We start from the raw sequence: 19,649 nt of genomic DNA on the forward strand, positions 1-19,649 counted from the left end.
TGACCGGCGTGGGCGGCGCTCGCGCGTTCTGCGGAAGTTGACGCAGTGAGCGGGCGCCTCGGCGCCACACCTCGGAAAACCGCGGCCGCTTCCGCACTATTGCCCGGAACCCCTCACACAGGGAGTGGAAGCAATGATCGGCAGATTGGCTATATCCGAGGTCGAGCCGGTTGTCAGCGATGGTTCGCATCCGGCGAAGGCGGTCGTGGGCGAGCATGTCCCGGTGCACGCGACGGTCTGGCGCGAGGGCCATGAGGCCGTCGCCGCCGATGTCGTGCTGGCCCCGGCGGACGGCGCTTCGCCGCCCCGGACCGTCCCCATGGAGCTCGACGATCCCGGTCTGGACCGCTTCAGTGCGGTGATCGTCCCGGACCGGGAGGGCATGTGGACCTACCGGGTCGACGCCTGGGGCGATCCGTGGCGGTCCTGGCTGCACGGCGTACGTGCCAAGCGGGACGCCGGGCAGTCGGCCGCCGCGCTCGCCGCCGACCTGGAGAGCGGCGCCCGGCTGCTGGAGCGGCTGGCCCAGCAGAGCGGCCGGCCGCATGTCCCGCTGCACGCGGCGGCCCGGCTGCGGCGCGCGGACCTGCCGCTGGCCCGGCGTCTGGAGGCGGCTCTCGGGGAGGAGGTACGCGCGCTGGTGGCCGCGAGTCCGCTGCGGGACCTGCTGACCCGGGGCCCCGAGCACCGGATCTGGGTGGACCGGCGCCGGGCGCTGTACGGCTCCTGGTACGAGATGTTCCCGCGCTCGACCGGCGGGCGGGATCCGCGGGGCGCCGCCGTGCACGGCACGTTCGCCACGGCGGAGCGCGAACTGCCGCGGATCGCGGCGATGGGCTTCGACGTGGTGTACCTGCCGCCGGTCCATCCCGTCGGCCGCTCGCACCGCAAGGGCCCCAACAACACGCTGGACGCCGGGCCCGAGGACGTCGGTTCGCCCTGGGCGGTGGGTTCCGCCGAGGGCGGCCACGACGCCGTGCATCCGCGGCTGGGCACCCTGGCGGACTTCCGGGCGTTCGTGTCGGCGGCGGCCGGGCTCGGCCTGGAGGTCGCCCTCGACCTGGCCTTCCAGTGCTCGCCGGACCATCCCTGGGTGCGCGAGCACCCGGAGTGGTTCAGCACCCGCCCGGACGGCACGATCGCCTACGCGGAGAACCCGCCCAAGGCGTACCAGGACATCTATCCGCTGAACTTCGACAACGACCCCGAGGGGCTGTACGCGGAACTCCTGCGGATCGTGCTGTTCTGGGTGGCGCAGGGGGTGCGGGTCTTCCGCGTGGACAATCCGCACACCAAGCCGCTCGCGTTCTGGGACCGGCTGATCTGGCGGGTGAAGGAGACCCACCCGGACGTGCTCTTCCTCGCCGAGGCGTTCACCCGCCCGGCGGTGCTCCAGGGCCTGGCGAAGGCCGGGTTCACCCAGTCGTACACGTACTTCACCTGGCGCACCACCAAGGAGGAGCTGACGTCGTACGCGACCGAACTGGCCGAGGGCGCGCACTTCCTGCGGCCCAACCTGTTCGTGAACACCCCGGACATCCTGCACGCCACGCTCCAGCACGGCGGTCCCGCGATGTTCGCGCTGCGGGCCGCGCTCGCCGCCACCCTCTCCCCCACCTGGGGCGTGTACTCCGGCTACGAGCTGTACGAGCACCGGCCGGTGCGGCACGGCAGCGAGGAGTACCTGGACTCGGAGAAGTACCAGCTGCGGCCCCGGGACTTCGCCGCCGCCGAGGCGCGGGGCCGCAGCCTGGCCCCGTGGCTCACCCTGCTGAACCGTGTACGGCGCGCGCACCCCGCGCTCCAGCAGCTGCGCCGGGTGCGTTTCCTGGACGTCGGCAACGACGCGCTGCTGGCGTACGCCAAGACCGATCCGGCATCGGGCGAGACGGTGCTGTGCGTGGTCACCCTGAGCCCCCACCGCCCCGAGGAGGGAATCGTGCACGACGTACCCGAGGTCTTCCGGACGGCCCCCGGCGCCCGGCTGCTGCTGCGGGACGAGGTCGGCGGCGAGGTCTCCGAGTGGACCTCCGCCACCCCGGTCGCGCTGGATCCGCGCACGGCGGTCGCCAAGATCCTGACCGTGGTGAGCCATGACTGAGCCGCACCGCGCCGAGGGCGTCCTGCTGCCCGACGCCGGCGACTTCGCGCCGGTCCGTCCGATGCCCGTGGAACCGGACTGGTTCAAGCGGGCCGTCTTCTACGAGGTCCTGGTCCGCTCGTTCTTCGACAGCAACGCGGACGGCACCGGGGACCTGCGCGGGCTGACCGAGAAGCTGGACTATCTGAAGTGGCTGGGCGTCGACTGCCTGTGGCTGCCGCCCTTCTACGCCTCGCCGCTGCGCGACGGCGGGTACGACATCAGCGACTACCGCACCGTGCTGCCGGAGTTCGGCAGCATCGACGACTTCGTGGCGCTGCTGGACGCGGCGCACGAGCGCGGACTGCGGGTGATCATCGACCTGGTGATGAACCACACCTCGGACGCCCACCCGTGGTTCCAGGCGTCGCGCAGCGACCCGGCGGGCCCGTACGGCGACTTCTACATGTGGGCCGACGACGACCGCGGCTATCCGGACGCGCGGATCATCTTCGTCGACACCGAGACCTCCAACTGGACCTTCGACCCGGTGCGCGGCCAGTACTACTGGCACCGCTTCTTCTCCCACCAGCCGGACCTCAACTACGACAACCCGCTGGTGCAGGACGCCATGCTGGACTCGCTGCGGTTCTGGCTCGACCTGGGCGTCGACGGCTTCCGGCTGGACGCCGTGCCGTACCTCTTCGCCCGGGAGGGCACCACTTGCGAGAACCTGCCCCAGACCCACGACTTCCTGCGGCTGGTGCGCAAGGTCGTCGACGACGAGTACCCGGGCCGGGTGCTGCTGGCCGAGGCCAACCAGCGGCCCGACGACGCTGTGGCCTACTTCGGCGATCCGTCGGTGGGCGGCGACGAGTGCCACATGGCCTTCCATTTCCCGCTGATGCCACGGCTGTTCATGGCGGTGCGGTGCGGCACCAGCCGGCCCGTCTCCGAGGTGCTGGCCGGCACCCCGGCCATCCCGTCCTCCGGCCAGTGGGGCATCTTCCTGCGCAACCACGACGAGTTGACGCTGGAGATGGTCAGCGAGGAGGAACGCGCCTGCATGTACAAGGAGTACGCGAAGAACCCGCGCATGCGCGCCAACATCGGCATCCGGCGGCGGCTCGCCCCGCTGCTGGACAACGACCGCGACCAGCTCGAACTGTTCAACTCGCTGCTGCTGTCGCTGCCCGGCTCGCCGGTCCTCTACTACGGCGACGAGATCGGCATGGGCGACAACATCTGGCTGGGCGACCGGGACGCGGTGCGCACCCCGATGCAGTGGACCCCGGACCGCAACGCCGGGTTCTCCGCCGCCGACCCCGGGCGGCTGCGCCTGCCGGTCAACATGGACGCCGTCTACGGCTACCAGGCCGTGAACGTCGAGGCGCAGTCCACGAGTCCGTCCTCCCTGCTGCACTGGACGCGCCGGATGCTGGAGGTGCGGCGGCGCCATCCGGCGTTCGGTCTCGGCACCTTCGAGGAGCTGCCCACCACCAACGAGCATGTGTTCGCCTTCGTCCGCTCCCATGGGCGCGAGGACGGCGGACGGGACCTCATCGTGTGTGTGAACAACTTCGCCGCCTCCCCGCAGGCCGTGTCGTTCACCATGCCCGCGCCGCCCGGCGCGCGGCCCGTCGAACTGACCGGGCAGGTGGTGTTCCCGGCGGTGACCGAGGCGCCGTACTGCCTGACGCTGGCCGGGTACGGCACGTTCTGGTTCGCGCTGGGCGACGGCACGGGCGAGGAGGTGAGGGCGCCGTGACCGGCGAGAACGCGTGGCAGCGTGATCCCGCGCTGCGGCGGGCGCTGGCCCGGTGGCTGCCGGAGCAGCGCTGGTTCGACGGGACGGGACGGCCGCTGGCGTCGGTGGCCGTGCTGCGCGTCCACGCCTTCCACCACACCGCCGCCCGGCTGGGCGTGCTGGCCGTGGTCGCGACGCGCGACGTGAGCGGCGCCGACGCGGGCCGCTGTCTGCTGGTCCTCGGTGTGGGCGCGCCGCACGCGCCGTCGCCGGTGCCGCCGCTGGCCCGCACCCGCGACGGGCGCCCGGTGTACGGCGCGCTGGCCGACGCGGAGCTGGTGGACGCCCTGGTGCGGCGGATCGCCGGGCACCGCCCGGCGGACGGCGCCCGGTACGTCGCCGAGCCGCCGGGGGTGGCGCTGCCCGCCGCCCCGCTGACGGTGCGCCCGCTGGGCGCGGAGCAGAGCAACACCTCCGTGGTGCTGGACGAGCGGTACATCCTGAAGATCTTCCGCAGGCCGACCGAGGGCGCCAGCCCCGACCTGGTGCTGCACCGGCTGCTGCGGGACGCGGGCTCCCCGCATGTGCCGCAGCTGCTCGGCGCGATCGAGGAGGAGGGCACCGGCGCCACCCTGGCCACGTTGCAGACGTTCCTGCCGGACGCCGAGGACGGCTGGTCGGCCGCGCTGGACAGCGTGCGCGGCTCGCTGGGCGGCGGCCCGGACCCGGCCGGTGGCTTCACCGGCGCGGCGCGGCGGCTCGGCGGCGTACTGGCCGATGTGCACGGCACGCTGGCCGCCGCGCACGAGAACACCCCGCTGGGCGACGGCGACTGCCGGCAGCTGTCCGAGCTGTTCCGGGAACGGCTGTCGCACGCGGTGGGCGCGGTGCCGCAGCTCGCCGCGTACACGGACCAACTGCACAGCGTGTTCACCGAGTTCGTGTCGCTGCCCGGCGGGCGGCGCCCGGCCCAGCTGACCCACGGCGACCTGCATCTGGGCCAGACGCTGCGCACCCCGCGCAGGTGGCTGCTGCTCGACTTCGAGGGCGAGCCGCAGGCCGGGCACGAGGAGCGGATCCGGCTGCACTCGCCGATGCGGGACGTGGCCGGCATGCTCCGCTCCTTCGACTACGCCGCGCACCACGGCCTCGGCTCCCCGGACGAGGACCCCGCCGGGCACGCGGCGGCCGAGCGGTGGGTGCGGTGCTCGCAGGACGCCTTCCTGGCGGGCTACACCGCGGTCGCCGGTCCCCGGACGCCCGCCGAGTCCCGGCTGCTGCGCGCGTACGTGCTCGACAAGGCGGTGTACGAGGCGCTGTACGAGACCCGGCACCGGCCGTCGTGGGCGTGGATCCCCCTGCGTTCGCTGGTGCGAGGGCTGCGCTGAGCCGCCGCCGGTCCCGGGCGCCGTCCGCGCGGGCCGGTCAGCGGCCGCCGTCCGGGCGCCCTCCGGGGTGGTGGACGCTGAGGTCGCCGTAGGCCGACAGTGTCCCGGCCAGGTCCCCCGGCCGGTGCCGCAGGGTGGTGTCCAGGAAGGCGAGCGTGGTCGCGGCGACGACATGTGTGCTCCCGGTGCGGCCCAGGGAGCCGGTCAGCGAGGGCACGGGCGGCAGGTACAGGGGCGCGTCCGTGAAGGTGAGGTGTGCCGCGCCGGGGACCGTGAGCCGGTAGCTCGTCGCGGTGCTGAGCCGGAGCACGCCGGTGAGCCGGGGCAGGTAACGCGGGTCGGTCTTCGGGCCGATGGCCTGGGTGAGCGCCAGCACCGGCTGGGGGAAGGGACGCAGGACCGGGTCGCGGGGATAGCCGTCCAGGTCGACGACGGCGGCGAACCGGCGGTCCTGCCGGGCCGCTTGCAGGGCGGCGGCGCCGCCCAGGGAGTGGCCGGTCACCGCGGCCCGGCCGGTGTCCAGCCGTCCGGCCAGCGGGTCGCGGCTCTCCCCCCGGTCCAGACGGCCCAGCCGGGTCAGGACGAAGCTGAGGTCCGCGGCCCGGACGCGTGCCGTCCCGGTGGCGCGCCGCTCGTCCTCGCCGTCGTCGCCGGTGGGGGCGACCTCGGTGCGGATCGTCCGGCCGTCGGCGAGGACGACGGCGGCGGAGTCGTACGGGTGGTCGAGCGCGGCCACCACATAGCCGTGGCTGGCCAGTTCCTCCGCCCAAGCGGTGTTCTGTGTGCGCACGCCGCCCAGGCCGGGCGAGAACAGCACGAGCGGGAACCGTGCGCCGCCGCGGGCCACCGGGGCGCCGGGTACCGCACGGGTGCGGGCCCGCGGGACGCCGTCGACCAGGAATCCGGGGAGACCGGCGTAGCGCGCGAGGGCGCCCGAGACGGTGCGCGCCTCCTGCTCCGTGCGGCCGAGGTACGGGGCCCGCCGCGCCCCCGCCGGGCTTTGCCGCGCGGGGTACCAGAGCTGGACCACGACCGTGCGCCGGTCGGCGGGGTCGGCGGTGGCCGTCTCGGGGCGGTCCGGGTCGGTCCACTGGAGCACACGGGTGCCGACCGCGAAGGGGCCCGTCGGCTCCGGGAACTCCGGCACCGGGAAGGCCCAGGCGGCCACCGGACCCGCGGCGATCAGACCGGCGCAGGCCACCGACCCCGGCAGCGCCACCCACCACCGGGTCCGCCACCCCCGTCGGCCGGTGCGGCGGCGCAGCAGCGGAGAGACGGCGAACGGCGCCGCGCAGACGGCGCCCGCCAGGACCGGCAGCAACTGCCAGCGGATCCCCGCCACGCTCAGCACGAGCGCGGACAGGACGAGCGCCGCTCCCGCCGCGATCGTCACGGGCGGGCGGGCGGCGGCGGGAAGCCAGCGCGCCGCCACCAGCGCGACGGCCCCCAGCAGGGCGAGGATTTCCGGGGGCGACAGGTACAGCCCCGTGATGATGTCGGTCACCCGGCCATCGTCGGCGCGGGGCACGCGCCGCCGCATCGGTCCCGGGTCGCCGCCGTGTGCGACCCGTGTCGCAGTCCCGGGCCCGGTTCCGGTGCGACCGCGGTCGCACCCCGCCGCACCGGATCAGCGGCCGCTTTGCGACCGTGGGAGGTACGGGCACTCCTCCTGTGGTCGCATTCCGGCGCGGTGCGATCAGACGGTGGACTCATGTGTTCCGGCGGCGCGCGGCCTACGGTGGCAGGGCCGCGGTACGCACCGGGCGGCGCGGGTCGCGCGCCGCCCGCGCCTGCCCGGCTCCGGCCCGTGCGCGGGCGTACGCGGTGGAGGCCCGTCCGGGGCCCTCACGACGTGGGACCGACAGGGACGTGTGATGACCGAGGCCGCCGTGGAACCCGGCCGTGCCCACCCGGTGCGGGCGGCGCGCTGCGCCCACCGGATCCGGGCGGGCGGCGTACCGTTCCGGGGTCTGCGGCTGCCGCCCGTGGCGGCGGACTCGCTGCTACCCGCGCTGCTCCTCGTCGGCGCGACGACCGGGCGCGCGTCGCCGGAGCTGCCGGTGGCCGTCGCCCTGACGGCCGCTCTCGCGCTGCCCCTGCTGTGGCGGCGCCGGGCGCCGCTCACCGTGTTCGGCGCGGTGGCGGCCGCGGCCTTCGTCCAGTGGCTGGCGGACGTCCAACTGCCCGCGGACGTCGCCCTGCTGGTGGCGCTGCACTCCGTGGCCGCGCGCTCGGGGCGGTGGCGCACCCTGGCCGCCGCCGCCGTGGTGGAGGCGGGAGCGCTGCTGGCCTGTCTGCGCTGGGCGGCGGACGGCGCGTTCCTGACGCTCTTCGCCGCGCTGACCGCGACGACCGTGGCCGCCGCCGTCCTCGGGGTGAACGCGCGGACCGCCCGTGCCTACCTCGCGGCCGTGCGGGAGCGGGCCGCGCGCCTGGAGCAGCAGCAGGAACAGCAGGCGCGGCTGGCCGTCGCCGAGGAGAGGGCCCGCATCACCCGCGAGATGCACGACATCGTCACCCACAACCTGTCCGTCATGGTCGCCCTCACCGACGCGGCCGTGCACGCCCAGCACCGGTCACCGGACAGGGCGACCGGAGCGATGCGCCAGATCTCCGAGACGGGCCGGCAGGCCCTCACCGACATGCGGCGCTCCCTGGGCGTCCTGCGGGCCGGCGAACCGGAGGCGGAGCGCCACCCGCTGCCCGGCATCGCCCAACTCCGTTCCCTGGCGGACCAGATGTGCGCCGCCGGGCTGCCGACCCGCCTCGATCTCCGCGGCGGCCACACCCGCGTGCCCGCCACCGCCCAGCTGACCGTCTACCGTCTGGTGCAGGAAGCCTTGACCAACACGCTCAGACACACACCCGCGGGCACCCGCGCGGAGGTCCGGGTGTGCTGCTCGGCCGAGGCCGTCACCGTGGACGTCACCGACAGCGGCCCGCGCGCGCCCCTCCCCCGCGCCGTGCCGTCCGGCCACGGCATCCCGGGCATGCGCGAGCGCGCCGCCGCCTACGGGGGGACGCTGTGGGCCGGGCCGCTCCCGGGCGGCGGCTGGCGGGTCCGCACCCGCCTCGGTCTCGGCAGCACCGGGGAGGCGTCCGCGTGACGATCCGGGTCCTGATCGCCGACGACGAGGCGCTGCTCCGCATGGCCTTCGGCACCGTCCTGGAGGCGCAGCCCGACATGGCACCGGTCGGGGAGGCCGCGGACGGCGCCGAGGCGGTGCGCCTCGCCCGGGAACTGCGGCCCGACGTCGTCCTCATGGACGTCCGGATGCCCGGGACCGACGGGATCGAGGCGACCCGGCGGGTCGTCCGGGCCGCTCCGCGCAGCAGGGTGCTGATCCTCACCACCTTCGACCTCGACGCGTACGCCTTCGCCGGGCTCGGCGCCGGAGCCTCTGGCTTCCTGCTGAAGAACGCCCGGCCCGAGGAACTGCTCGCCGCGATCCGCGGTGTGGCGGCGGGCGACGCCGTCGTCTCCCCGCGGATCACCCGGCTCCTGCTGGAGAACATCCGCCCGCACATCCCCGACGGGGCCGATGCCGCCCGCGACGAGCTGCTGCGGCGGCTCTCCGCGCGCGAGCGCGACGTGCTCGTCCGGGTGGGCCGCGGTCTGTCCAACGCCGAGATCGCGGCCGCGCTGCACCTCGCGGAGGCGACCGTGAAGTCCCATCTGGGGCGGATCCTGCACAAGCTCGGACTCCGCGACCGGATACACGCCGTGATCTTCGCCTACGAGAGCCGCCTCATCCGCCCGGTGTGACACCGCCGCCCGGCACCGCCCGCTCCGGGCCGAACGCGTCGTGCCGCTCGACGAGTCCGGCGGGGTCGAAGTACTCGGTGAAGTGCCGGATGCGTCCGGCGGCGTCGAACTCGAACAGACCGACGCTCTCGTTGGAGTAGACGCCGCCCGACACCAGTTCGCAGCGCGGCTCCCAGCGGGCGAACACCTTGTCCGGGTCGTCGAGCGGGTGGAACTCGGTACGGGTGAAGGTGAGCCGGGTGAACCCGGCGGCCATATCCCCGTAGAGGGCGCGTATCTCGTCCCGGCCCGCCAGCGAGGCGGGCAGGCCGCCGGTGGCGTAGGGGACGTGCTGGGTGCAGTCCTCGGCCCACAGGCCGATCCAGGTGTCGAGGTCGCGGGCGGCCAGCAGGGCGAAGTAGCGGCGCAGCGCGCCGAGGTTGCGGGCCCGGCGCTCGCCGGGGGTGAGGGGCGGGGTGGTCGGGGTCGGGGTCGGCGGCATGGGTGCGCTCCTTGGTCCGGGTGCGGGGCGGGTGCGGGCGCGTCGCTCAGGAAGCGGGTGCGGCGGGGGCGTCGGGGGCGTCGGGAACAGTGCCTTCGGCGTCCGTCTCGGCGGTGAAGAAGCCCGGGTTGAAGTACTCGGTGAACCGGTGGATCAGTCCGTCCTCGGTGAACTCGAACAGACCTATGTTGTGGTTGCGGTAGACCCGTCCGTCGGCCAGTTCGGCCCGCGGGTACCAGCGGGCCAGGGCGCGGGCCGGGTCGTCGAGCGGGTGCAGTTCGGTGTCCGGGTACTCCAGCCGCGTGTAGGCCGCCGCCTGTCCGGCGTAGAAGGCGTGCAGCGCCTCGCGGCCCTCGATCACGGCGGGCAGGTCCCCGGCGGAGTACGGCATCCGCACCTCGCAGTCCTCGGCCCACAGGCCGATCCAGGTGTCGATGTCGCGGGCGGCGAGCAGCGTGAAGTAGCGGCGCAGGGTACGCAGGTTGCGGTCGCGCCGCTCCGCCGCTCCGGGCCCGGCGGGACCCGTCCGGTGGGCGTCGGGCGTACGGGGCGCGGGCGCGGTGGTGCGGGGTGCGGCGGTGGTGCGGGGTGCGGTGGACATGGCGGTCACCTCGGGTCGGTCGGCCGGCGGGCGGGTGCCGGGGAGTGGGGTGAGCCCGGTGCGCCGCGGCCGTTCGGCCGTGGCGCACCGGGCTCGGCCGTCCGGCGCCCGCGGGGGCGGGGCGCCGGACGGGGTTCAGGACGCCGGTGCCGGTACCGTCTCCGGCTCCGGTGCGGGGGCCGGGCGGCGCAGCAGGGTGGCCGCGACGACCAGTCCGGCCAGGCAGACCAGCCCGGCGGTGAGCATCGCCGCGTGCAGACCGCCCAGGGTGGCGAGCCGCGCCGAGGTGGAGGAGGCCAGCGAGGCGGAGCGCGCGGTGACGATGGCGGCGAGCCCGGCCACGCCGATCGCGCCGACGAACTGCGGCATCTGCGACAGCGCACCGGCCACACCCTGCTCGTCGCTGCGCAGTCCGGAGGTGAGGGTGGTGATGAAGGCGACGACGCTCAGCACATGGCCGAAGCCCATGGCGCCCGACGTGAGCAGCAGCGCCGGGATGTTGCTGTCGGCGGGCAGTAGGACCATGGCGCCGGTGCCGGCGCCCTGGACGAAGAGTCCGAGCATCATGGTCTGCCGGGTGCCGAGGGAGCCGATCACCTTGGAGGCGATGGTGCCGGCGATCATGGCGGTGGCGCCCTCGGCGAGGAAGCCGAAGCCGGTCGACAGCGCCGAGTAGCCCAGCACGTCCTGCATGTAGAGGCTCAGCAGCACGGTGGTGCCGCCGCACATGCCGAAGGTGACGAAGCCGACGACGAAGCTCCATTTGACGGTGGACCGGTTGAGCAGTTCCACGGAGACCAGCGGCGCGGGGTGGCGGGCCTCGACGGCCAGGAAGGCCGCGATGAGCACCACGGCCGCGATCAGCGAGCCGAGGGTGGAGCCGCTGGTCCAGCCGGCGTCGGCGCCGGTGGAGATGCCGTAGACGAGGGCGAACAGGCCCGCGCTGGCCAGGATCGCGCCGGGCACGTCCAGCCGGATGGCGGTGCGGGGGCCGTCCTTGGGCAGCAGGACGACCGCGCCGAAGGAGATGACCGCGCCGAGGATCACCATGATGAGCATGGTCCAGCGCCAGTTGAGGCCGCTGGTGATGACGCCGCCGCCGATGGTGCCGATGACGAAGCCGAGGGAGAGCAGCGCGCCGTTGACGGCGAGCGCCTTGGTGCGCTGCGGGCCCTCGCGGAAGGCCGACGTCATCAGGGCGATGGCGGTGGGGCCGATCATGGCGGCGGCGACGCCCTGTCCGGCCCTGGCCACGATCAGGACGGCCGGGCTCGGCGCGAGGCCGCCCATCAGGGAGAGTCCGGTGAACAGGACGATGCCGAGGATGAACAGCCGGCGCCTGCCGACGAGGTCCGAGACCCGGCCGAAGAGCAGCAGCAGGCTCGCCGTGGGCAGCAGGCACGCGGTGGCCACCCACTGGAGGTCACCGGTGGTGGCGAAGTCCAGGTCGCGGCCGATCTCGGGCAGCGCCACCGTCACGATCGAGAAGTCCAGTGCGATCAGGAAGGTCGCGCCGCACAACGTGATCAGGGTGAGCCAGCCCCGTAGTCCTAAGGTGTCCGGCGGCGCCTCTGCGGCGGCCTGGGGGGTGTTGGTTACCACCATGGTGGGATGCCTCTCACGTACGAGCTTTGGGTGGGTGAGAACAAGCCTGTGGCCCGCGCGGCCCGCTACCCAGCCTTCTGCGGCGGGTAGTTCCGCGGTGCCTACCTCCGGCAGGTGCAGGCTCCGGCCGGGCGCGGGACCACCGATCCTCAGTGAACGTGCGAGGGGCCCGCGAGATCAACGCGGGCGGGCGAACGGGCGGCCACAGTGGGGAGTTGCCGTAGTAGGCCCGGATCCGGGCAGCGAAGAGCCCGGCCCGGCAACGACGGGGGACGGCGATGCCGGGCCGGGCGGAGCCCGCGGCCTCCGGGGAAGGGACCGCGGACGTGGGGCCGGGGTCGGGTCAGTCGACCGCGGCGGTCTCCGGGCGCGTCACCGGGGCGGCCGAGGCCAGGTCGGCCAGCAGGCGCAGCGCGGTGTGCGAGGGTGAGCCGGGTTCGGCGTTGAAGACCGACACCCGCTGCCCGTCGTCGTAGGTGAGGTCGAGCAGTTCGTTGGCGAGGGTCAGCGAGCCCACCAGGGGGTGCCGGAACTCCCGGGTCTGGCGCAGGCAGGGGCGTACGTCCTGGGCCGCCCACAGGGTGGCGAACTCCGGGCTGTGCAGGGTGAGATCGCCGACGAGTTCGGCGAACCGCGGGTCGTCGGGGTGGCGGGCCGCCGTCATGCGCAGGTCCTCGACGGTGGCGCGGGCCTTCTGCCGCCAGTCCGCGTACAGCTCGCGGGTGTGCGGGTCGAGGAAGACGAGGCGGGCCACGTTGGGGCGTTCGCCGGTGCGGCCGGGGGCGTCGAAGCCGACGTGGCCCGCGAGCAGCGCGTGGGCCATGCGGTTCCAGCACAGGATGTCGCCGGTGCGGCCGATCACGAGGGCGGGTACGTCGCCGAAGGCGTCGATCATCAGGCGGACGCCCTGCCGGACCTGTTCGGGCCGCACGCGCCGACGGGCTCTGGGCTTCTTGCGGGCCAGGCTGTGCAGATGGGCGCGCTCGGTGTCGGTGAGGCGCAGCACCCGGGCGACGGCGTCGAGCACGGCGTCGGACGCGTTGGGGCTCTGCCCCTGTTCCAGCCGGGTGTAGTAGCCGACGCTCACCCCGGCGAGCTGCGCGAGTTCCTCGCGGCGCAGGCCCGGTACGCGGCGGCGGCCGCCGTAGGTGACGAGGCCGATGTCCTCGGGGCGGAGCCGGGCGCGCCGGGAGCGCAGGAACGTGCCTAGCTCGGGTCGCTGGTCCATGCCCGCCAGCGTGGCACGGTCCGCCGCCCGCTGCCTGCCCCTGTCAGGTGCAGGCAGGGGTACCGGCGGCGGGGCGGGCGCGGGGTCTTCCATGGCGGGGCCTCTTCTCGGCTGCGCGGTGACAGGTGCGGGAGGGTGCGGGAGGGTGCGGGAGGGTGCGGGAGGGAGGTCGTGGTGCGGGTGGGACGGGCTCACCGAGGGGCGCCCGGAGCGCGTGGCCGCGGCTCGGACGGTTCCGGTGCGTGCCCGGGCGTGCGCGGAGCGCGGTGGCCGTTCATGGCGCGTTTTCGACCCCGTCGGGCGGCCGTTCGTCCCGGCCGGCGGGCGGCGCGGGGTCCGGGCAGGGCACCGCGGCGGACTCCGCGCCGGGGCCGGTGGCCGCGCCGCGCAGGATCAGCTGCCAGATCCGCGCCAGTTCCCGGGTCGCGCGGGGCGTCTGGAGGCCCTGGGTCTGCCGTGCGTGGCGGATGCCCGCCTCCGCGCCGGTGACCAGGTGGACGGCGAGTGTGGCGACCGTGTCCGGGTCGGTTCCGGGGCGCAGTCCGCGGCCCTCGGCGCGGTGGATCAGGTCGCGCAGCGGCCGCGCCCACAGGGACTGCCAGGCCGGTTCGAGGGCGGGGCGCTCGCGGGAGAGCCGGGCGGTGGCGCGGACGGCGGCGTCGGCGCTGAGCAGATCGGTGACGGCCAGCGTCAGATCGACCGCCGTGCGCAGGGGCGGCGCCGCGGCGGAGACGGTCCGCTCCACCACGGCCCTGGTGGTCTCGCGGCCCTGTTCCTGGATGGCCGCCACCAGGTCGTCCTTGGTGGAGAAGTGGTAGGTCAGGGCGCCCATGGAGATGCCGACCCGCTTGCACATCTGGGTGAACGACGCGCCGTCGTAGCCCTGCTCGTCGAAAGCCTCGGCCGCCGCCTGAAGCAGTGCGCTCCGTGTGCGCAGAGCTCTTTCCTGTTTCACCATGGGAGGTCTCCGACTCCTGGTAGCAGCGAGTCAACGGTTCCGGCCAGATACGCGGGACGGGGCGGCGGGGAATGCCCGGGACCGGTCCTCACGATGGTGTCAACTCGTCTGCCATAGAGCGGTATTCAGCGCCAATCATGGTGGGGGCACGCGCGCGACCGTGACCGGACGGACGACGGGTGCCGGCTGCGCGTCGGCCGACTGTCCACGACGCGGCTGTCCTGCACTGATGCCGCACGGAACGCCCCCGGGCCGACCGGGTCGGTGTCCCGACCAGGTTCTTGCACGTGGTGACGGGACGCAACACCTCTTTGCCGAATGTCCCAAGATCCACTCCGACTTGGCCAAGTCTCGCGGGTCGCATCCGCCGTGGCTAAGATAAAAAAAACAATCGCTATTATTCTTGCATCCGGCACCGTGACCGTCTGTGGAAGGACTGCACCATGGCCGTGCGCTACCCGTCCCGCACCCCCGCCCTGCTGGAGGAGACGCCCGTGGCGGCTTTCGCCGGGGCGCTCTTCGGGCACCTGACGCGCGCCGACCAGCGCCGCTGGGCCCACGCCTATCTGGAGGGGCTGCTCAGCACACCGGGCAAGAAGTCGGTGCGCCGGCTGGCCGCCGCCGTCTCCGCCTCGCCCACCGCCGGCCAGTCCCTCCAGCAGTTCGTCAACAGCAGCCCGTGGGAGTGGGATCCGGCGCGCGAGGAGCTGACCCGCTGGGCGGAGGACCGCGCCCGGCCGCGCGCCTGGACGCTGGGCCGCGCCGTGCTGCCCAAGCGGGGTGACCGCTCGGTGGGCGTGCAGCGCTGCTTCGTCGCCGCCTCGGGGCGCACGCTCAACTGCCAGCAGGCGATCGGTCTGTTCCTGGCGACCGACGACGGGCACCTGCCCGTCGACTGGCATCTGCTGCTGCCCGAGCGCTGGGCCGGTGACCAGCAACTGCGCCGCCAGGCGCGGATCCCCGCCGCCGAGGAGCACCGCCCGCTGTGGGAGCACGCGCTGTCCCTGGTGGACACCGCCGCCGCGCGCTCGCGCCACACCCCGGTGCCCACGGTCGCCGACCTCAGCGACTGCCAGGACGCGGGGCTGCTGGTGCGCGGGCTGACCCGGCGCCGCCACGGCTTCGTCATCGCCGTACCGCGCCGGTTACCGGTCGAGCCGCACGGACCGGTCGCCGCCGCGAACCCCCGTACGGCACCCGGGGCGGCGGTGCCGCAGACCGCCGAGCGGGTGCTGTGGTCGCGCAGCGTGCGCCGTCCGCACACCGCCGTCGTCGGCTCCGCCGCCGGACGGCAGCGGCACGTACGCATCGTGTCCTGCCTGGTGCGCCTCTCCTCGGCGCGCGAGGAGCCGCTCTCCTCGCGGACGTTCTACCGGCTGTTCGCCCGCTGGGTGCCCGACCAGCAGCGGTTCGACCGGATGTGGCTCACCAACCTCGTGGACCACCGCATCGACGAACTGCTCGCGCTGGCGGCGCTCCAGACCGGCACCGACACCACCGTGACCACCCTGGAGGAGGACTTCGGCCTCTGCGACTTCGAGGGCCGCTCCTTCCCCGGCTGGCACCACCACATGACCCTGGTCTCGGCCGCGTACGCCTACGGGCGGCTGGGCCGCGAGGAGGACTGAGGAGACCGGGAGCAAGAGGAGTGCGAGGAGTCCCGAGCAGTGCGATGAGTGCGAGGGGTATGAGAGGTGCGAGAGGTGTGAGGGGCGGGACCGTGGGGCCGGTCCGTCCGGCGGGGGCGGGGGCCCGCCGGACGGAGGCGCGGCGGGGTGAACGGCCCCGCCGGGGTGCGGCGTTCCAGCGGAGACCCCGGGGCGTGCCGTTCAGACCGCGACGCACCCGCCGTCCACCGGCACGTCCGCGCCGGTGACGAAGGAGGAGCGGTCGCTGCACAGCCAGGCGGCGGCCTCGGCGATCTCGGTCGGGTCCGCGAGCCGGTGCATGATGGCGCGGGCGGTCGCGTGCTCCTCCCGCAACTGCGCCTTGTCGAACGTCCCGGTCAGCAGATCGGTCCGGGTGGAGCCCACGATCAGGGCGTTCACCCGGATCCCGCGGTCGCCGTACTCGGCGGCGGCGGCCCGGGTCATGCCGAGCACCGCGTGCTTGGCGGCGACGTAGGGCGCGCTGGCCCCGGTCGCGAACCGGCCCGCGGTGCTGGAGGTGTTGACGATCGCGCCGCCGGAGGACTGGCGGAGCATCACCGGTATCTGCTGCCGTAAGCAGTTCCACACGCCCCGCACGTTGACCTCCATGATGTGGTCGTAGTCGCGGTCGTCCGTCTCGTGCAGCGGGGTGCCGGCCGAGCCCCACCCCGCGTTGTTGAAGGCCGCGTCCAGCCCGCCGTACGCGCTCACCGTCCGGGCCACGGCCCGTGCGACGTCGGCGGGCCGGGTGACGTCGCCGACCGTCACTTCGGCGACACCCCCGGCGGCGGAGATCTCCGCGGCCACTTTCAGCAGCCGTTCCTCGCGGCGCGCCATCAGCATGACGGCGGCGCCCTGGGCGGCCATGACCTGGGCGGCGGCCGCCCCGATGCCGCTGGACGCCCCCGTGATCATGATGACCTTGCCGTCAAGTTCCTTGCGCGCAGGGCTGGTTGCCACCATCTGTCACTCCCCCGTTCGGATACCGACTCCGCCAGACAGTGTGTCCCAGCTTCATTCAAAACCGAAAGAACTTTCGGTAAGCGGTCGGGCCGAGCCATCCGAACCAGCCATCGCCGCCGGTCGCGGCGCCTGCGCGCCCGCCGCCCGCGGTTGCCTCAGGCATGCATCGGAGCGTCGGCGTCCGGGCGCGCCCGGCCCTCCCCGAACTCCAGCCGCTTGATCGCCGAGGGCACCGCCAGGGCCGGCAGCAGGCACCGCCACATCTCCTCGATGCGGTACGGCAGATCGCCGCGGCCCGGCCCCGACTCGGCGAAGGCGTGCAACTGGGCGCCGGTGCTGGCGTTGACCACGAGCCGTGCGACGGCCTCCACGTCGACCCCGGAGCGGACCTCGCGCCGGGCCTGCGCCGAGCGCAGCGCGTCGGCGAGGATCGCCGCCCACTGCCGGTGGGAGTTCTCCTCGGGACCCATGAAGTCCCCCTGTTCGGCGACCAGTCGGGCGCCGGCCACCAGCACCGGGTTGCGCAGCAGGCCGTAGGCCCAGATCAGGGTGATGTCCACGGCCCGCTGGAGCCCCTCGGCGCCGTCGACCGGCGTGGCGAAGCTGGGCTGCATCCGGACGATCTCCCGCGCCACGGCCTCCTTGTTCTCGAAGTGGAAGTACAGCGCCCCGAGCGTCAGACCGGCCCGGTTGGCGATCTTGTTGACACTGGCCCCGGCGAAGCCGGACTCGGCGAACACCTCAGCCGCCGCCTGGACCAGCACGGCCCGCGTCCGCTGGGACCGTTCCTGTTTCGGTTCCCGCTTGGCCATTTCTGGCCCCCCTCTCGACCTCGACAAAAAAAATTGCTTTCTCTATCTTATAAGTGATCCACCCCCACCATGCAGGCAGTCCATGACGATGTTCAACAGTCCATGACGATGTTCAAGGGGAGTGAGCTCGTATGGCCAGCAGTGCTGTCGCCGCCACCGTCACCACCGACCGGGCCGTCGCAAGCACCGTCCTGGGATCCACCCGCAAGACCGAGCCGAGCGAGGCCCTGGTCACCGGCTGGCGCCGCAGCGCCGCCGAGGAGCAGACGGTCACCGTGCGCTGGCCGGCCGCCCACGGCTTCTACGACCGGCCCGACGGCACCTTCAGCCCGCTGCTGTTCAGCGAGAGCGTGCGCCAGGCCGCCGCCGTCGTCAGCCACACCGTCTTCGACATCCCGCTGACCCACCGGCTCGGCTGGGAGTATCTGGTCACCCAGGTCGACCCGGCGGTCCTGGCCCGCACCGGCCGGGGCGCCACGATCGAGTTACGTCTGCGGCACACCGACATCGTGCGCCGCAGGGCCGGTTCCATCCATCTGACGACGCTCGCCACCGCCTCGCGCGACGGCGTCGAACTGGGCACCGCGCGCCTGCGCTACTCCGCGCTGCCACCCGCCATCTACGACCGGCTGCGCGGCAGTCACGCCGACGCCCGGCAGGCGTTCGCCCGCGCCCTGCCGCCCGCCCCCGCGCTGCCGCCCGCGACCGTCGGCCGCACCCGCGAGCAGGACGTGGTGCTCGCCACCGGCCTGATCCCGTACCACTGGCGGCTGCGGACGGACACCGCGCACCGGGTGCTGTTCGACCACCCCCACGACCATGTGCCCGGCATGGTGCTCCTGGAGGCCGCGAGCCAGGCGGCCCACGCCTGCGCGGCGCCCGGCGGACCGACCGTGCCGGTCGGCTTCGACGCCCGGTTCTACCGCTACGTCGAACTCGACCAGCCCTGCTGGATCACCGCCACCACCGCCGACCGTGGGCCCTGCGGGCGCAGCATCCGCATCGACGGCCACCAGGGCGACGCGCTCGCCTTCCGCATCACCACGGAGTCGGTGACGCGCTGAGCCCCCTCCCCCGGAGGGCCGAGCCCCTTTCGCCGAGTCGAGCGGCCTTCCCCGGAGGGCTGAGTGCCCTTCTGCCGGAGGAACGGGCCCGTCGCGCCCGGTGGTCCGGGGCGGTCCGATGTCGCACACCGTTCACTCGGCCGTCGCGTTGGTCGCGTAAGAGTAACGGGTCTAGCCCGAATGCGGGGCGGGCCGGTCCGGCCCGCCCCGCGTCGCAGTCGAAAAGGATCCTCCGTGGAACGCAGATCTCTCATCGCCGCGACGGCCGGTGCCGTCGCGCTCGGCACGCTCGCCCAGGTACCCGCCGAAGCCGCGCCGGGGCCCGGCGGGCGCGGCGGTGCGCCGCTGACCACCTTCAACGTCATCAGCGACATCCAGGGCGACCTGGGCGACCTGGCCGTCGCGCTGAAGGACATGCGCGCCACCAACCCGCACAGCTCGGGCCTCGCCGTGGCCGGTGACATCACACCGCGCGGCTACGACGCCGAATACGCCGAGGTGCGCAAGGTGTTCGAGCGGAACCCGCACCCGCGCGACATCGCCTGGGCCATCGGCAACCACGAGTTCTACGTCCCGAAGTGGGCCGACCCCGACACACTGGCGCAGGCGAGCTGGCCCAACGGCACCACCGAGGACTCCCTGTTCCGCAGCTTCTACAGGTTCGCCGAGCGCGGCCGGGTCTACGCGGAGACGACGTTCGGCGGCATCCCGGTGCTGACCATCGGCACCGAGCGCTACATGCACTACCACGACCCGAAGCTGTGGGACGAGGTGTGGCTCAGCGAGGCGCAGTTCCGCTGGCTGGAGGACCGGCTCGCATACTGGGCGCGGCGGCGCAGGCCCGTCATGGTGATCACGCACCACCCGCTGCCCAACACCGTCTCCGGCACCCGCAACAAGCTCTACATGAGCGACTATCTCCAGTCGGACCGGCTGCTCGGGCTCCTCGGCCGCTACCGCGACGTGTTCCTCTTCAGTGGGCACACCCACTGGGACCTGGGCCTGTCCGACTGGTACGTGCGCCGCGTGGTGCCCGGCACCGCCAACCTGGACGGCTTCGCGGTCATCAACACCGGTGCCGTGCAGACCGGTTTCACCGACAACGGCCAGGGCGGCGAGAACGCCGTCGACGGCGCGTTCAACCAGGGCCTCCAGGTGGAGGTGCACCGCGACCATGTGGTCCTCAGGGCACGGGACTTCGCCTCCGGCAGCTGGCTGAAGCAGATCACCGTGCCCTTGGCCAACCGGATCTGACCGCCGTCCGCCTCCTCCTGTGAGGGTGCTCCCGGCGGGGCACCCTCGCAGGA

At 73.8% G+C, this 19,649-nt stretch carries 16 protein-coding genes; 8 read left to right on the forward strand and 8 right to left on the reverse strand.

The genetic code is table 11. From position 1 onward, the window contains the following. Window positions 1–133: 133 nt before the first annotated feature. From ACWDYF_RS12190 to ACWDYF_RS12200, 3 genes are all read left to right on the forward strand, one after another. Window positions 134–2,101: an alpha-1,4-glucan--maltose-1-phosphate maltosyltransferase gene (locus ACWDYF_RS12190; protein ID WP_389465249.1), complete on the forward strand. Its 1,968-nt coding sequence runs from the start codon at window positions 134–136 to the stop codon at window positions 2,099–2,101. Window positions 2,102–2,162: 61 nt separating this feature from the next. Further along, complete coding sequence (gene treS / locus ACWDYF_RS12195; RefSeq protein WP_381742363.1) at window positions 2,163–3,848, forward strand: maltose alpha-D-glucosyltransferase; 1,686 nt, start codon at window positions 2,163–2,165, stop codon at window positions 3,846–3,848. Then, window positions 3,845–5,215, forward strand: coding sequence for a maltokinase N-terminal cap-like domain-containing protein (locus tag ACWDYF_RS12200; protein ID WP_389465246.1), 1,371 nt, complete (start codon window positions 3,845–3,847; stop codon window positions 5,213–5,215). Before treS ends, ACWDYF_RS12200 begins: the two co-directional genes overlap by 4 nt. Before the next feature lie 37 nt (window positions 5,216–5,252). Here the strand turns inward: ACWDYF_RS12200 and ACWDYF_RS12205 are convergent, their stop codons facing one another. After that, entirely contained in the window at window positions 5,253–6,755 is a 1,503-nt protein-coding gene (locus ACWDYF_RS12205; RefSeq protein ID WP_389465243.1) for an alpha/beta hydrolase family protein, read from the reverse strand. 334 nt (window positions 6,756–7,089) lie between these two features. Here ACWDYF_RS12205 and ACWDYF_RS12210 point away from each other — a divergent pair, with 334 nt between their 5' ends. Further along, window positions 7,090–8,322 (forward strand): sensor histidine kinase, encoded by a 1,233-nt coding sequence (locus tag ACWDYF_RS12210; RefSeq protein WP_389465240.1) that lies wholly within the window; start codon window positions 7,090–7,092, stop codon window positions 8,320–8,322. Beyond that, on the forward strand, window positions 8,319–8,981 hold the full coding sequence (locus ACWDYF_RS12215; RefSeq protein ID WP_389465237.1) for a response regulator: 663 nt from the start codon (window positions 8,319–8,321) through the stop codon (window positions 8,979–8,981). Before ACWDYF_RS12210 ends, ACWDYF_RS12215 begins: the two co-directional genes overlap by 4 nt. Here ACWDYF_RS12215 and ACWDYF_RS12220 read toward each other — a convergent pair. The 5 genes from ACWDYF_RS12220 to ACWDYF_RS12240 all read right to left on the reverse strand — a co-directional run bounded on the left by ACWDYF_RS12220 (window position 8,965) and on the right by ACWDYF_RS12240 (window position 13,854). Then, entirely contained in the window at window positions 8,965–9,462 is a 498-nt protein-coding gene (locus ACWDYF_RS12220) for a nuclear transport factor 2 family protein (protein ID WP_389465234.1), read from the reverse strand. The two genes, ACWDYF_RS12215 and ACWDYF_RS12220, sit on opposite strands and share 17 nt — an antisense overlap. A gap of 46 nt (window positions 9,463–9,508) precedes the next feature. Next, a complete protein-coding gene (locus ACWDYF_RS12225; RefSeq protein ID WP_389465231.1) occupies window positions 9,509–10,063 on the reverse strand; it encodes a nuclear transport factor 2 family protein in 555 nt (184 codons plus the stop codon). Window positions 10,064–10,198: 135 nt separating this feature from the next. Continuing rightward, entirely contained in the window at window positions 10,199–11,668 is a 1,470-nt protein-coding gene (locus tag ACWDYF_RS12230) for an MFS transporter (protein ID WP_078530986.1), read from the reverse strand. 343 nt (window positions 11,669–12,011) lie between these two features. Next, a complete protein-coding gene (locus tag ACWDYF_RS12235; protein WP_381742081.1) occupies window positions 12,012–12,896 on the reverse strand; it encodes a helix-turn-helix transcriptional regulator in 885 nt (294 codons plus the stop codon). Window positions 12,897–13,170: 274 nt separating this feature from the next. Then, window positions 13,171–13,854, reverse strand: coding sequence for a TetR/AcrR family transcriptional regulator (locus tag ACWDYF_RS12240; protein WP_051576317.1), 684 nt, complete (start codon window positions 13,852–13,854; stop codon window positions 13,171–13,173). A gap of 443 nt (window positions 13,855–14,297) precedes the next feature. Between ACWDYF_RS12240 and ACWDYF_RS12245 the strand changes: the two genes are divergently transcribed. Further along, window positions 14,298–15,482, forward strand: coding sequence for an IS701 family transposase (locus ACWDYF_RS12245; RefSeq protein ID WP_389465225.1), 1,185 nt, complete (start codon window positions 14,298–14,300; stop codon window positions 15,480–15,482). Window positions 15,483–15,683: 201 nt separating this feature from the next. On the opposite strand, the gene ACWDYF_RS12250 is transcribed toward ACWDYF_RS12245, so the two are convergent. Both ACWDYF_RS12250 and ACWDYF_RS12255 read right to left on the reverse strand, forming a co-directional pair. Beyond that, window positions 15,684–16,418 carry an SDR family NAD(P)-dependent oxidoreductase gene (locus tag ACWDYF_RS12250; RefSeq protein ID WP_018565418.1) on the reverse strand — a complete coding sequence of 245 codons (735 nt, stop codon included), beginning with the start codon at window positions 16,416–16,418 and terminating at the stop codon, window positions 15,684–15,686. Between the two features lie 203 nt (window positions 16,419–16,621). Next, window positions 16,622–17,278: a ScbR family autoregulator-binding transcription factor gene (locus tag ACWDYF_RS12255; protein WP_018565419.1), complete on the reverse strand. Its 657-nt coding sequence runs from the start codon at window positions 17,276–17,278 to the stop codon at window positions 16,622–16,624. Window positions 17,279–17,409: 131 nt separating this feature from the next. Between ACWDYF_RS12255 and ACWDYF_RS12260 the strand changes: the two genes are divergently transcribed. Both ACWDYF_RS12260 and ACWDYF_RS12265 read left to right on the forward strand, forming a co-directional pair. Then, window positions 17,410–18,342 carry a ScbA/BarX family gamma-butyrolactone biosynthesis protein gene (locus tag ACWDYF_RS12260; RefSeq protein ID WP_389465220.1) on the forward strand — a complete coding sequence of 311 codons (933 nt, stop codon included), beginning with the start codon at window positions 17,410–17,412 and terminating at the stop codon, window positions 18,340–18,342. 234 nt (window positions 18,343–18,576) lie between these two features. Beyond that, window positions 18,577–19,596: a metallophosphoesterase family protein gene (locus ACWDYF_RS12265; protein WP_381742074.1), complete on the forward strand. Its 1,020-nt coding sequence runs from the start codon at window positions 18,577–18,579 to the stop codon at window positions 19,594–19,596. Window positions 19,597–19,649: the final 53 nt, after the last annotated feature.

The organism is Streptomyces sp. NPDC003284, assembly GCF_053589675.1.

Excerpts from the sequence above, each read along its gene's own strand:
- ACWDYF_RS12250 (WP_018565418.1), bottom strand. The coding sequence starts at position 16,418 with ATGATCACGGGGGCGTCCAGCGGCATCGGGGCGGCCGCCGCCCAGGTC.
- ACWDYF_RS12210 (WP_389465240.1), top strand. The coding sequence starts at position 7,090 with ATGACCGAGGCCGCCGTGGAACCCGGCCGTGCCCACCCGGTGCGGGCG.
- ACWDYF_RS12255 (WP_018565419.1), bottom strand. The coding sequence starts at position 17,278 with ATGGCCAAGCGGGAACCGAAACAGGAACGGTCCCAGCGGACGCGGGCC.
- ACWDYF_RS12205 (WP_389465243.1), bottom strand. The coding sequence starts at position 6,755 with ATGCGGCGGCGCGTGCCCCGCGCCGACGATGGCCGGGTGACCGACATC.
- ACWDYF_RS12190 (WP_389465249.1), top strand. The coding sequence starts at position 134 with ATGATCGGCAGATTGGCTATATCCGAGGTCGAGCCGGTTGTCAGCGAT.
- ACWDYF_RS12260 (WP_389465220.1), top strand. The coding sequence starts at position 17,410 with ATGGCCAGCAGTGCTGTCGCCGCCACCGTCACCACCGACCGGGCCGTC.
- treS (WP_381742363.1), top strand. The coding sequence starts at position 2,163 with ATGCCCGTGGAACCGGACTGGTTCAAGCGGGCCGTCTTCTACGAGGTC.
- ACWDYF_RS12240 (WP_051576317.1), bottom strand. The coding sequence starts at position 13,854 with ATGGTGAAACAGGAAAGAGCTCTGCGCACACGGAGCGCACTGCTTCAG.
- ACWDYF_RS12245 (WP_389465225.1), top strand. The coding sequence starts at position 14,298 with ATGGCCGTGCGCTACCCGTCCCGCACCCCCGCCCTGCTGGAGGAGACG.
- ACWDYF_RS12220 (WP_389465234.1), bottom strand. The coding sequence starts at position 9,462 with ATGCCGCCGACCCCGACCCCGACCACCCCGCCCCTCACCCCCGGCGAG.
- ACWDYF_RS12230 (WP_078530986.1), bottom strand. The coding sequence starts at position 11,668 with ATGGTGGTAACCAACACCCCCCAGGCCGCCGCAGAGGCGCCGCCGGAC.
- ACWDYF_RS12235 (WP_381742081.1), bottom strand. The coding sequence starts at position 12,896 with ATGGACCAGCGACCCGAGCTAGGCACGTTCCTGCGCTCCCGGCGCGCC.
- ACWDYF_RS12225 (WP_389465231.1), bottom strand. The coding sequence starts at position 10,063 with ATGTCCACCGCACCCCGCACCACCGCCGCACCCCGCACCACCGCGCCC.